The organism is Actinophytocola gossypii, from assembly GCF_025165815.1.
Taxonomy (GTDB): Bacteria; Actinomycetota; Actinomycetes; order Mycobacteriales; family Pseudonocardiaceae; genus Actinophytocola; species Actinophytocola gossypii.
Genome location: NZ_JAFFZE010000027.1, coordinates 16,753 through 29,203, shown reverse-complemented (window position 1 = coordinate 29,203; position 12,451 = coordinate 16,753). Strand labels below are relative to the sequence as shown.

The following is a 12,451-nucleotide window of genomic DNA, read 5'->3' as shown; positions in this document are numbered from 1 at the left end:
AGGATTTCCTCGTTCACACCGTCCGCCTGGGAGGCGCCCATGTCACGACGTAGATGGGGAAACGCGGCAGCCGCGGTCACCTTGCTGTGCACCGCCGCACTCGGGGTCAGCACGATGCCGGCGAACGCGGCGCCGCCGGGCAAGGGGATCGTCGTCGCCGCCGACGAACTGGCGCTGGTGCGCTTCGAGTTACCGGGCGAGTCGATGCTGCACCAGCTGGTCGCGAGCGGCGCCGACGTCGCCGCGCACGGCCGCGACGCCGACGGCCGCGTCCTCGCCGACCTGGTGCTCGACGGCCGGGCGATGGACCAGCTGGTCGCCGAGGGCGCCACTCCGCTGCAGCTGATCCAGCGCGAGTCGGACGCCGCGCAGCGCTACCAGCGCAGCGTGGCGTCGGCGGAGGCCAGGACACTCGCCGCCCAGCGCGCGGACACCCTGCAGTTCCTGTCGGCGTACTGGTGGACCAGCGAGGGCCAGACGTTCCTGGAGACCAGGGTGGCCACGACCGCGGTGTTCGACCCGGACGTGGAGATCACCGTGACGTGGCGGACCGCCGACGGCACGACCGGCTCGTTCCCGCTGCGGCGGTTCGAGGACGCCGGCGAGTACCAGTACCACATCGCCGAACCGGAGGCGCTGCCCGCGAAGCCGGTCGAGGTGACCGCGACGTCGAGCCTGGGTGGGGAGACCAGGCCGAAGGCGCCGGCCGCGTGGCCAGGGGACAGCCCGCCGGAGCTGCCGGACGGGTACCAGAAGGACTTCGTCGACGCGTACATGACGCCGGTGGACATCAAGGCCCGGATCGCGCGGCTGGCGCGGCAGTACCCGGACCTGCTGGAGGTCATCGACCTGCCGAACAAGACCCAGGGCTACCGGCGCACCGCGACCGCGTACCTGGGTGACCCGGCCACCGCCGCCGTCGTGGTGGAGTCGGTCCGCTTCGGTGACCAGGGCCCGAACGGCTGGCAGGTGCGCACCGTCGACCCAGGCAAGCCGAACCGCCCCGCCCGGGCGACGTGGCGCGACCGCGTGCTGACCGTGTCGCTGGCCACCGACCGCGAGGGTGCGGTGATCAGCACGACCGACCAGGTGGCCGCCCTGATCAGCGCCCGTTTCCCGCAGCGGATCAGCGCGTTCGTCGAGGACGGCTCGGCGGGCCAGGTGATGCCCGTGACCGGCCCGGTGCGGATGTCCGACGGCCTGGACGCCCCCGCCGGCGTGCCGCACAAGCCGTGGACCGTGCAGGCACTGCGGATCGGCGCGCACCGGGACGGTTCCAAGATCGGCGTGCTCGCGTACTCCCAGGAGCACGCGCGGGAGTGGGCGACCCCGTTGGTGACCCTGGAGTTCGCCGAGCGCCTGCTGGCGAACTACGACACGGACGCGGAGACCCGGGACCTGCTGGAGAACGTCGACGTGTTCGTCATCCCGATGGTGAACCCGGACGGCGCGAACTACTCGTTCCACGACGCGTCCTTCCAACGGAAGAACCTGTCGAACCACTGCACCGACGAGCGCCGCGACCCGCGCTATGCCGACTCGTGGGGTGTGGACATCAACCGCAACTACACCGTCGGCTCGGTCTTCGACGGCTACGTCGGCGCGTCGAACACGAACTGCCTGTCCGGTACCTACGCGGGCACCGAGGAACTGTCCGAGGCCGAGGCGGAGAACGTGATCGCCCTCGCCGAGGCGCACCGGAACATCAAGTTCGCGATGAACGTGCACAGCTATGGCGGGTACTTCATGTGGCCGCCCGGTGCGTACGCGATGCCCGGCCGGATCACCCTCCCGCGCCCGTCACCCGAGGAGGCGGCGATGTTCCAGGCGTCCGCGAAGCGGATCGTCGGCGCGATCGCGTCCAGCCGGGGCACGGTGACCTGGCCGTCCCGCACCGGTCCGGTGGCCGACGTCCTGTACTCGGCGGCCGGCAACTCCGCCGACCAGCTGTACTACGAGCTGGGCATCTACGCGTGGGACTTCGAGGTCGGCAACGACCGCTGGAACCCGGAGACGGGGGAGTGGGAAGGCGTCGGCTTCCAGCCCCCGTTCCCCGAGGCACACGCCGAGTCCCAGGAGTACGCCGCGGGCCTGATCGAACTGCTCCGGGTCGCCCGCGACCACCAGCAACAGACGAGCTGACCCGATCACCGGAACCGGCGGCGGAGCTTTCGCCGCCGGTTCCGCCGGTTCACTGCTCCAGCCTCCACGGGCCGACGAGGTGAGCTGCGCCGACGGCGGCGTTTCGAGCGCCAGCGGTGAGGTCTGGGTCTTCGACGGGCCGCCGTACGGCTGGATCCAGGTCGGGGACTACGAGCTGGTTCGCGGCGTCTGAGGGTGGCATGCACTCCGCGTGACCGACAGCACGTCCCGTAACGGAAACGGATCCGGCGCTCGAACCGTTGTAACAGTTGGTCGCCGCCTGAGCCAGGAACGGGTCGGACATTCCGGCGGTGCGAAACCCCCAGCCACCGCTGACGCGGTCCAGCCTGTTGCGCCGGCGACCAGAACCGCCGGCCGGTCGGAACCCCCCAACCACCGGCCGGCGGTCCCAACTTTCGTAGTGTCCCGCGAGAGTCCTGTGTGGACGGTCTAGGCCGCCATCACGCCCGTGACCACGAAGTCCAGCCGCTTGGCGACCGACACCGCCTGGTCGGCGAACCGCTCGTAGTACCTGACCAGCAACGCGAGCGACGTCGCCGACGGGATGCCGTGCGGCCAGTCCTCGCGGGTGATCGTCTCGAGCACGCCCACGTGTCGTGCGTCGACGTCCTGGTCGGTCTCGTTCAGCTCGGCGAAACCGCCCTTGCCCGGGTCCCGGATGAGTTCCACGAGACGGTCGGCCATCGCGGCGGTGATGGTGCCGAGGGCGGTGAACGCGTCGGTCAGCTCGGCCGGCACGACCCGCTCCGGCTGACGGATCCGCGCGGTGTCGGCGATGTGCGCGGCCAGGTCACCCATCCGCTCGATCTTGTCCGAGCAGTGCACCGCGGTCAGCACGAGCCGAAGGTCACCGGCCACCGGTGCCTGGAGCGCGAGCAACCGCTGGGCGGTGTCGTCGCACCGGTCGCGGGCGACGTCGAGTTCGGCGTCCGCGGCGACCACGCGTGCGGCCAGCTCCCCGTCGGCGGTCAGCACCGCCCTGGTCGCCGCCCGCATGGCCTCGGCCGCCTGTGCGCACATGTCGCCGAGCTGCTCGCGGAGGGCGTCCAACTCCGTCTGGAAAAGCTCTCGCATGGGTCGCACCCCTCGTGTTCATGTCCTGTTAACCAGCTAGACATGTCAGGATACCAACCGCGACCTGCTGGTCAGGCGGCGTCGTGGTCCCGGTCGCCGGGCGGGGAGATGTTCAGCACCGCGGTGAGCGGGATCAGGTTCAGCATCCGTTCCGGTGGTGCGTGCCAGATGCGCACGCCGATCCAGGTCTCGCCCGTCTGCGGGTCCGGCTCGACCGGGCCGGTCACTTCGCCGACCCTGAACCGTTCGCCGTCCTTGTCCCGCAGCAAGAACGTGACCAGCGAACCGCATAAGGGGGCGTTGTCGGGGGGACGGGGCATCGAACTCACCTCGCGTGGTCGAAAAGTTCCGGGCGACATCGGATACCCGTCCACGATCCGGTTACACGCAGGAATTCCGAGAACTACTCACTGTGACGCACCGAGCAGCGACAGCGCGTACTCGCTGGCCGCGATGAGCACCCGTCGCGCCTCCTCCGGGGACCGGGCGTCGCACTCGATCACCTGGACGCCGGGCGGCAGGGCCAGTGCGTCGCGGATGTCCTCCTGGCGGAACCGGTGCGCGCCCTCGAACTGGTTGACCGCCACCAGGAACGGCACGCCCCGGCTCTCGAAGTAGTCGATGGCGGCGAAGCAGTCGGCGAGGCGGCGGGTGTCGATCAGCACGACGGCCGCGATCGCCCCGTGCACGATGTCGTCCCACATGAACCAGAACCGGTGCTGGCCCGGGGTGCCGAACACGTACAGCACGAGGTCGTCGCCCAGCCGGATTCGACCGAAGTCCATGGCGACGGTGGTGGACTCCTTGTCGGGCACCGCGGCGATCTCGTCGATGCCGACGCCGGCGGTGGTCATCGCCGCCTCGGAGCGCAGCGGCTCGATGTCCGACACCGAGGCGATGAACGTCGTCTTGCCGACCCCGAAACCGCCGGCCACCACGATCTTCGCCGCGGTAGCACCGGAGTCGTCGTGCGTGTAGTCCACAGAGGACCCTTTCGGTGAGTCTTCCCCCGCGCGGGAGCCAATCGGATATTTACTCAGAGTGTCAAGAATTGTCACCTGATCGGGTAAGAAACAACGGATTGTGGAAACTCAGGAAATCCCGTTGATCGCCGACATCGTGTCCCGGCAGACCTGCAGCTCCTCCCTCGGGCGGACCACGACGACCGGGACCTCGGCTCCCGGCGGGCTCACCGGGCCGTCGTCGTCCCGGTTGCCGGACAGGTGGCGCGGCACCCCGAACAGCCCGAGCCCGGCCGCCACCTCGGTCCGCACCTCCGGCTGGTCCCAGCCGATCTCGCCGGTGAACACCAGCGCGTCGATCCGGTCCAGGCTGGTCGCCGCCGCGGCGAGCCCCCGGCGGGCGTGGTGGCCGAACACCCGCAGCGCGAGCGCGGCGGCGTGGTCGTCGCCCGCGGCCGCGACCAGGTCACGAGTGTCCGGCGAGCGACCGTCGGACAGGCCGAGCAGGCCGGACCGGTGGTTGAGGCCGTCGTCGAGCGCGGCGGCGTCCAGGTCGGTCTCGCGCAGCAGCCACAGCAACAGCCCGGGATCGACCGAGCCGGAGCGCTTCGACATGACCAGGCCCTCCAGCGGGGTCAGCCCCATCGAGGTGTCGACGCTGCGCCCGTCGCGCACCGCGCACACCGAGCAGCCGCCGCCGAGGTGGGCGAGCAGCACCTGCAACTCGCCGGCCGGGCGGTCGAGCACGCCGGCGACCCGGTCCAGCGCCCAGCGGTAGGACAGGCCGTGGAAGCCGTAGCGGCGCAGGTCGAAGGCCTCGCGCCAGTCCGTGGGCAGCGCGTAGGTCGCCGCGTGCTCCGGCAGGTCCCGGTGGAACGCGGTGTCCGGGCACACCACGTGCGGCACCTCCGGCAGCCGCTCGACGAGCCGGTCCAGCAACGCCAGGGTGGCCGGCAGGTGCAGCGGCGCGAGCGAGGTGGCGCGCTCGATCGCGCGGCGCACGTCGCCGTCCACACCGTCGACGATCGTGGGTGCGCGCAGGTCCGGGCCGCCGTGGACCAGCCGGTGCCCGACGGCGTCGAGGTCGCCCGCGCGGTCGAGCAGCTCGTCGAGTTCCCGCCACGCCTCGTCGGAGTCCGGCGGGTGCTCGACCTCGGCGGCGTGCTCGACGGTCTCGGCGGCCGGGTCGACCAGGTGCGCCTTGAGGCTGCCCGAGCCGGGGTTGACGGTCAGCAAGGTCACCGCGCGTCTCCCGGTGTCCAGCGCCAGTCGGTGATCTCCGGCGGATCGACGCCGTCGCGGTAGGCCATGGCGCGCAGCTCGTCGCGCTCGCGCAGCAGCGCCTCGGCCAGCTCGCCACCGGCCGACGCGGCGCTCGGCGCACGGCGCAGCGCGTCGGCGGCGAGGTCGTAGCGGCTCATGCCATTGCTGACCAGCAGGTCGAACGGCGTGGTCGTGGTGCCCTCCTCGAGGTAGCCGTGCACGTGGAACCGGTCCGGGTCCGGGCGGCCGTGCAGCAGTTCGTGGACGGCCGACGGATAGCCGTGGAAGCCGAACACGACGGGCGTGCTGGTGCCGAACAGGGCGGCGAACCCGTCGTCGCTCATGCCGTGCGGGTGGCTGCGTGGCCGGCTGAGCACCAGGAGGTCCACGACGTTCACCACGCGCACCCGCAGCCACGGCGCGCGTTCGCGCAGCAGCCAGGCCGCGGCCAGGGTCTCGACGGTCGGGATGCCGCCCGCGCAGGCCAGCACCACGTCCGGTTCGACCGGGTCCGGATGGCTGCTCGCCCACTCCCACACGCCGGCGCCCGCGCGGCAGTGCTCCTCGGCGTCGGCGAGCGGGAGCCACTGGGCCGCGCTGTTCTTCCCGGCGACCACGAGGTTGATCCGGCCGGTCGAGGACAGGCAGCGGCGGAGCGTGACCAGCAGGGTGTTCGCGTCCGGCGGGAGGTAGACGCGGCTGACCGAGGCCTTCTTGCTCAGCAGGTTGTTGATGAAGCCGGGGCCCTGGTGGCTGTAGCCGTTGTGGTCCTGGCGCCAGCCCTCGCTGGTCAGCAGGTAGTTCAGGCTCGCGACCGGGGCGCGCCAGGCGACCTCGCCGGCCATCTTGAGGAACTTGGCGTACTGGTTGACCATGCTGTCCACAATGGACGCGAAGGCCTCGTAGCACGGGAACAGCCCGTGCCGGCCGGTGAGCAGGTAGCCCTGCAGCCAGCCCTGGCACAGGTGCTCGGACAGCACCTCCAGCACCCGTCCGTCCGGCGCCACGTGCTCGGCGTAGGTCGGCACCGGCCAGGCGAACGCGCGATCGGTGGCGTCGAGGACGGCGCCGAGCTTGTTGGACTCCAGCTCGTCCGGACACACCACGCGGAAGTCGCGCCGGTCCTCGGTGACCCGCATCAGCTCGGCGAGCCACTCGCCGGCCTGCCCGGTCGGGCTCGCCTGCCGCTCGCCCGGCGCGGTGACCTCGGTGGCGAACGGCGCGACGTCGGGCAGCGGCAGGTCACGACGCAGCCGGCCGCCGTCGGCCTGCGGCACCCGGCCGAGCCGCAGGTGCTCGGGCGGCAGGTCGGCGAGCAGGTCGTCGTGCGGCCGCCCGTCGTCGTCGAAGAGGTCCTCGGGGTGGTAGGAGCGCAGCCACCGCTCGATCAGGTCGAGGTCGGTGTCCTCCAGCGGCACCTGGTGGGCGTGGAAGGTGCCGGCGAGCGGTTCGCCGTCGGCGTCGCGGTCCGGGACGCCCCAGCCCTTGGGGCTGCGCATGAGGATCAGCGGTGGGGCGTAGCCGGCGGTGGCGTCGCGGAACTCGGCGTGGGCGAGGTCGAGGGTCGCGGCGAGCAGGGCGTCCGGGTCGTCGGTGGCGGTGACGTCGACGACGTGCGGGGACCAGCCGGAGCCCCGGAAGTAGGCGGTGAGCTCGTCGTCGGACATGCACCCGTAGACGGTGGGGGAGGAGATCTTGTACCCGTTGAGGTGCAGGACCGGGAGCACGGCGCCGGAGGTCGCGGGGTCGAGGAACTTGTGGCCCTGCCAGGATCCCGCGGTCGGGCCGGTCTCCGCCTCGCCGTCGCCGACGAGGCAGGCGACCAGGAGGCCCGGATCGTCCAGCGCGGCCCCGAAGGCGGTGGCCAGGGCGTAGCCGAGCTCGCCGCCCTCGTGGACGACACCGGGGACCTCGGGGGAGAGGTGGCTGGGGAAGCCGCCCGGCCAGGAGAACCGCCGGACCAGCTCGGCGAGGCCGCGTTCGTCGCGGGTCAGGGCGGGGTCGTAGTGGGCGTGGGTGCCCTCCAGCCAGAGGTTCGCGTGGTTGGCGGGAGCACCGTGTCCCGGCCCGGTGACCAGGAGCGTGCGCTGCCCGGTGCGCCGGACGAGGCCGTTGAGCCCGCTGTAGAGGAACGTGATGCCCGGACAGGTGCCCCAGTGCCCGAGCAGCCGAGGCTTGAGGTGCCCGGCCCGCAGCGGTTCCCGAAGGAGCACGTTGTCCCGCAGGTAGATCATGGCGGCGGCGAGGTAGTCGGCGGCCCGCCGATAGCGGACGGTGGCGACGGTGTGGGGGTCGGTGCTGGTCGTCACGCCAGTGACTACCCGTTCGTGCCGCGATCACACGTTTCGGTGGGTGATCGGACGGGCACCCGCGCCGCATGAGTACCCCGTCACCGACCCCGGACCCCGTTCCGCCGGGTCCCGCACCGGATCCGAGTCCGGTTCCGCCGGGTCCCGCACCGGATCCGAGTCCGGTTCCGCCGGGTCCCGCACCGGATCCGAGTCCGGTTCCGCCGGGTCCCGCACCGGATCCGAGTCCGGTTCCGCCGGGTCCGGGACCGGATCCGAGTCCTGTTCCGCCGGTGCCGGGGCCGGATCCGCAGCCGACCGACCCGCCGCAGCCGCCGGCACCGCCCGGTCCCGATCCGCGCCCACCGTTCCCGACGCCGGATCCCACCCAACCCAGGCAGGCGGACGAGTGAGGCGAGGGCTACCGACACGATCACCTGTATCCAGTGGCGACCGCCGAGTCGGTTGAGGGGCCCACGGATGCGGTGATGCCCCTCAACCAGACGACGCCGGGGTCAGTGAACGGAGGTCACTTCGTGGGCGGCCGGCGGCCGGCGTCCCGGTCGTCCTCGACGTCGATCTCTTCCCTGCGGACCTCGTCGGACACGGTTTCCTCGCCGGTGACGGTGTCCTTGGTCAGCCGCACCCGTTCCATCGGCACGGTTTCCTTGCCCACCACCGGTTTCTCGGCGTGCAGGCGGACTTCCTGCTCGTCTTCGGAGATGTTCGTGTCGGTGCCGCGCGGGTCGGTGACCGGTTCGCGTTCGACGCGGACCTCCTCGTGGGACACCGGGACCGAGACCTGCTGCTCGTCGGTGACCACGTGCTTGACCAGGCGCACCCGGCCGGCCTCCACCTGCTCGGTACCGACGCGCAACCGCTCCTCGGCGCGCGTCATGCTCTCGCCGTCGCGCGTGTCGTCCGCGTCCCACCGGCCGTCGTCGCGTTGGCCCGAGGGCGAGCGCTGTACCGAACCGGGTTGCTGACCCATACCTCGACGGTCATCGGTTCGGTGCCGGCCGTCGCCGTCGGACGCGCCCATGCCGTAGTACCGGTAGAGCGTCCGCTGCTCCTCGTCGCTCATCTGGTCGCCCTCGGCGTCGATCCGAGGGGCGTCCTTGACCTGCGCCTTGTCCACCGGTACCTGCAGCTGGTCCTCGTGCAGCTCCGCACGTTGCAGCGGGACGAAGGTCTCCTTCAGCCCGAACATCCCCGTGTGTACCGAGGCCCAGACGGGGTCACCCGTCCGGCCGTCCAGCCAGATCCGCTTGACCGGTCCGATCCGTTCGCCCCCGGGGTCGACGACCTGGCAGTCGTACAGCCGGTTCACCATGTCCTGGCCAATCATGGCTTATCACCTGCTCCTCCTCTTTAGACAGTCGCGTGTCATCGCGACATGCCCAGATCCGCACGGTGCTATGCGAACGGGCGGCCCATGCCACCCGACCGGGGGACCCCCACATACGTTCAGTGTTCGCTGGTCAGGCCGGGTAGACCGCGGCCTCGGTCGCCTTGACCGTCGCCCATACGCGGGCGCCGGGGGACAGGCCCAGCTCGGCGATCACGGCCGGCGTGACGTCGGCCAGGACCGGCGGGTCGCCGTCCAGGCGTACGCGAACGGTGTGCGCGTGCTGTTCGATGTCGGCCACGGTCACCGGCCACGCGTTCCGGGGGCTGCCCTCTGGAACGTCGCGGTGCAGGCTCACCGCGGTCGGGGAGAACGCGATGTGCACCGCGCCCGTGGCCGGCTCGGCGACGGTGAAGCTGCCACCGTCGTCGAGCCGCACGCCGGTGCCGGACGCGACGCCGCGGTAGAGGTTCAGCCCAACGAGGTGGGCGACGTAGTCCGTTCGCGGCCGGCGGGCCACCTCGGCCGGCGGGCCCTCCTGCACGACCTGGCCGTGCTCGACGATCACGATCCGGTCGGCCAGGACCATGGCGTCGAGCGGGTCGTGGGTGACCAGCAGGGTGCGGCCGGGGTACTCGGCCAGGTGCCGCGCGAGCGAGGAGCGCACGTGCAGCCGGTTGCTGGCGTCCAGGGCCGCCAGCGGTTCGTCGAGCAGCAGCAGTCCTGGCTCGGTGACCAGCGCGCGGGCCAGCGCCACCCGCTGCGCCTGCCCACCCGACAGCGCCCGGGGTCGCTTGCCCGCGTGGTCGGCGAGCCCCACCCGGTCCAGCCAGGTGCGCGCCCGCGCCCGCGCGCTCGCCCGGTCGAGTCCCCGCGCCCGCGGGCCGAACGCGACGTTCTCCAGCGCGGACAGGTGGTTGAACAGCAGGTAGTCCTGGAACACCACGCCGACCGCGCGGTTCTCGGGGGGCACGAACAGTTCGGGCGGGCGGTCCCACACCGCGTCGTCCAGCCGGATGTCCCCGGACGTGACGGGCAGCAGCCCCGCCAGTGCCCGCAGCGCCGTGGTCTTGCCCGCACCGTTGGGGCCGAGCAGCGCCACGACCTCGCCCGGCTCGACCGTCAACGGCAGGTCGAGCCGGAAGGCGCCCCGCGTCACGTGCAGGTCGGCGCGCAGCGTCACGGCGTCCCGCCGATCCACCGGTCCCGCAGGCTGACCAGCACGACCACCGACACCAGCAGCAGCACGACGCTCAACACGATCGCCGCGCCGGGATCGGTCTCCAGCGCCAGGTACACGGCGAGCGGCATCGTCGTGGTCCGGCCGGGGAAGTTGCCGGCGAACGTGATCGTGGCGCCGAACTCGCCCAGGGCGCGAGCCCAGCACAACACCGTGCCGGCCACCACCCCCGGCGCGATCGAGGGCAGCGTGACGCGACGGAACGTCAGCCACCGCGAGGCGCCCAGGGTCGCGGCCGCCTCCTCGAAGCGCGAGTCGGCTCCGCGCAACGCGCCCTCGACCGCGATCACCAGGAACGGCATCGCCACGAACGCCTCCGCCACCACCACGCCGGCGGTGGTGAACGGCAGCGAGACGCCGAACCACTCGTGCAGGTGCTCGCCGATGAGCCCCCGGCGGCCGAGCACGAGCAGCAGTGCCACCCCGCCGACGACCGGCGGCAGGACCAGCGGCACCGTCACCAGTGCCCGCAGCACCCCGCGCCCCGGCAGGTCGCTCCTGGCCAGTAGCCAGGCCAGCGGCACGCCGAGCACCAGGCAGAGCACCGTGGCCAGGCTGGCGCAGACCAGCGACAGCAGCAGCGCCTGCCCGACCTCCTGGCTGAACAACTGGTCGCCCAGCGTGGACCACGGGGTCTGGACCAGCATCCCGATCAGGGGGACGACCAGGAACGCCAGCCCGATCAGCGCGGGGACGGCCAGGACGACCGGCAGCCGCCCGCGCCGGACGGTCCTGCGCCGGACCCGGCTCGGAGCGGTCACGGACCGTCGAACCCGGCGTCGGTCAGCACCGAGCGGCCGGCGTCGGACAGCACGAAGTCGACGAACGCCCGTGCGCCCTCGGTGTTGGGTGCCTCCGCCATGGTCGCGATCGGGTAGTCGTTGACCGCCCGCTCCGACTCCGGGAACGCGATGCCCTCGACGGTGTCGTCCGCGGCCCGGACGTCGGTGCGGTAGACCAGCGCCGCGTCGACCTCACCGAGTTCGACCTTGGTCAACACCGCCTTGACGTCGCGTTCCAGGGTGTCCGGCGCCGCGGTGACCCCGGCCGCGTCGAGTGCCTTCCTCGCCGCCGCCCCGCACGGCACCTCCTCGGCGCAGAGGGCGATCGTCCGGTCCTCGTCGGCGAAGTCCGCGATCCCGGTGACGTCACCCGGGTTGCCCGCCGGGACCGCGATCTCCAGCCGGTTGCGCACGAACACCGTCGGCTCGCCCGACACCGCGTCGGTCTCGGTGACCTGCTCCATGTTCGCCGGCGAGGCCGAGGCGAACACGTCGACGGGAGCGCCCTCGACGATCTGCTTCGCCAGCGAGGAACTGCCGGCGAAGTTGAACGTCACCGTCGTGCCGGGGTTCGCCTCCTCGAACCGCCGGCCGAGTTCGGTGAACGTCTCGGTGAGCGACGCGGCGGCGAACACCACGACCTCACCCGAGGCTCCGTCCTGGTCGTCGGCCGGTGCCGCCGATCCGCAGGCGACCGGGAACACGGCGAGGGTGGCGAGCGCGGCCACCCAGAGTGAGCGGACCATCTACGTCTCCGGGATCTCGACGACGACGAGAGTGGACTTGATCGAGGCCACGGCCACGCTGCCGGGCTCGAGACCGAGTTCCTCCGCGGCCTCCCTGCTCATCAGCGACACCAGGCGGAACGGCCCGGCCTGCAGCTCGACCTGCGCCATCACGCCGTCCTTGGTGACGCGGGTGACGATGCCCCGCATCCGGTTGCGCGCCGACGCGGCGACGGTCGCGCCCGGTTCCGGAGCGTCGGACAACCGCTGGACGAACGCGGCGAGCTCGCTGCCCTCGACGGCCATGCGTCCGTTGTCGCCCTGCACCACCGGCAGCCGGCCCTGGTCGACCCAGCGCCGCACGGTGTCGTCGCTGACCCCCAGCAGCGTGGCCGCCTCACTTATCCGCAGCTTCGGCATACGCGCGAGCATATATCCGCAGACGCGGAACTATCCAAGACTCTGGATCGCATCCGAGGATCGGATCGATGTTCACGAGATCGAGTGTCGAAAATTTCGGTGCGACGAATTGAATTATCGCGCCGTTTTCGTGGGTTCTGGTGTCTGGCTTTGGACTGTGCTGGCCGCTATCGTGACCATGTTGCG

The 12,451-nt window shown here is 71.7% G+C and carries 11 protein-coding genes; 1 reads left to right on the top strand and 10 read right to left on the bottom strand.

The window, feature by feature from the left end; genetic code table 11:
• Positions 1-39 precede the first annotated feature (39 nt).
• On the top strand, positions 40-2,142 hold the full coding sequence (locus JT362_RS31765) for a M14 family zinc carboxypeptidase (protein WP_260195573.1): 2,103 nt from the start codon (positions 40-42) through the stop codon (positions 2,140-2,142).
• A 450-nt stretch (positions 2,143-2,592) separates the two neighbouring features.
• On the opposite strand, the gene phoU is transcribed toward JT362_RS31765, so the two are convergent.
• The 10 genes from phoU to JT362_RS31715 all read right to left on the bottom strand — a co-directional run bounded on the left by phoU (position 2,593) and on the right by JT362_RS31715 (position 12,265).
• Entirely contained in the window at positions 2,593-3,237 is a 645-nt protein-coding gene (gene phoU, locus JT362_RS31760; RefSeq protein ID WP_260195572.1) for a phosphate signaling complex protein PhoU, read from the bottom strand.
• A 71-nt stretch (positions 3,238-3,308) separates the two neighbouring features.
• Positions 3,309-3,464 carry a hypothetical protein gene (locus tag JT362_RS31755; protein ID WP_260195571.1) on the bottom strand — a complete coding sequence of 52 codons (156 nt, stop codon included), beginning with the start codon at positions 3,462-3,464 and terminating at the stop codon, positions 3,309-3,311.
• A 180-nt stretch (positions 3,465-3,644) separates the two neighbouring features.
• Positions 3,645-4,220 carry a GTP-binding protein gene (locus JT362_RS31750; RefSeq protein ID WP_260195570.1) on the bottom strand — a complete coding sequence of 192 codons (576 nt, stop codon included), beginning with the start codon at positions 4,218-4,220 and terminating at the stop codon, positions 3,645-3,647.
• 108 nt (positions 4,221-4,328) lie between these two features.
• Positions 4,329-5,441, bottom strand: coding sequence for an acetate/propionate family kinase (locus JT362_RS31745; RefSeq protein ID WP_260195569.1), 1,113 nt, complete (start codon positions 5,439-5,441; stop codon positions 4,329-4,331).
• Positions 5,438-7,771 (bottom strand): phosphoketolase, encoded by a 2,334-nt coding sequence (locus JT362_RS31740; protein WP_260195568.1) that lies wholly within the window; start codon positions 7,769-7,771, stop codon positions 5,438-5,440. Before JT362_RS31740 ends, JT362_RS31745 begins: the two co-directional genes overlap by 4 nt.
• Before the next feature lie 508 nt (positions 7,772-8,279).
• Positions 8,280-9,098: a DUF2382 domain-containing protein gene (locus JT362_RS31735; RefSeq protein ID WP_260195567.1), complete on the bottom strand. Its 819-nt coding sequence runs from the start codon at positions 9,096-9,098 to the stop codon at positions 8,280-8,282.
• 133 nt (positions 9,099-9,231) lie between these two features.
• A complete protein-coding gene (locus JT362_RS31730) occupies positions 9,232-10,299 on the bottom strand; it encodes an ABC transporter ATP-binding protein (RefSeq protein WP_311202780.1) in 1,068 nt (355 codons plus the stop codon).
• Positions 10,278-11,099: a molybdate ABC transporter permease subunit gene (gene modB, locus JT362_RS31725; RefSeq protein ID WP_260195566.1), complete on the bottom strand. Its 822-nt coding sequence runs from the start codon at positions 11,097-11,099 to the stop codon at positions 10,278-10,280. The genes JT362_RS31730 and modB overlap by 22 nt, the downstream gene beginning before the upstream one ends.
• On the bottom strand, positions 11,096-11,866 hold the full coding sequence (gene modA / locus JT362_RS31720; protein WP_260195565.1) for a molybdate ABC transporter substrate-binding protein: 771 nt from the start codon (positions 11,864-11,866) through the stop codon (positions 11,096-11,098). The genes modB and modA overlap by 4 nt, the downstream gene beginning before the upstream one ends.
• Complete coding sequence (locus JT362_RS31715; protein WP_260195564.1) at positions 11,867-12,265, bottom strand: TOBE domain-containing protein; 399 nt, start codon at positions 12,263-12,265, stop codon at positions 11,867-11,869.
• Between the last annotated feature and the right edge of the window lie 186 nt (positions 12,266-12,451).

What these genes read in the sequence shown, in the direction of transcription:
- JT362_RS31715 (WP_260195564.1), bottom strand. Translation starts at nt 12,265, where the DNA reads ATGCCGAAGCTGCGGATAAGTGAGGCGGCCACGCTGCTGGGGGTCAGC.
- JT362_RS31735 (WP_260195567.1), bottom strand. Translation starts at nt 9,098, where the DNA reads ATGATTGGCCAGGACATGGTGAACCGGCTGTACGACTGCCAGGTCGTC.
- phoU (WP_260195572.1), bottom strand. Translation starts at nt 3,237, where the DNA reads ATGCGAGAGCTTTTCCAGACGGAGTTGGACGCCCTCCGCGAGCAGCTC.
- modA (WP_260195565.1), bottom strand. Translation starts at nt 11,866, where the DNA reads ATGGTCCGCTCACTCTGGGTGGCCGCGCTCGCCACCCTCGCCGTGTTC.
- JT362_RS31765 (WP_260195573.1), top strand. Translation starts at nt 40, where the DNA reads ATGTCACGACGTAGATGGGGAAACGCGGCAGCCGCGGTCACCTTGCTG.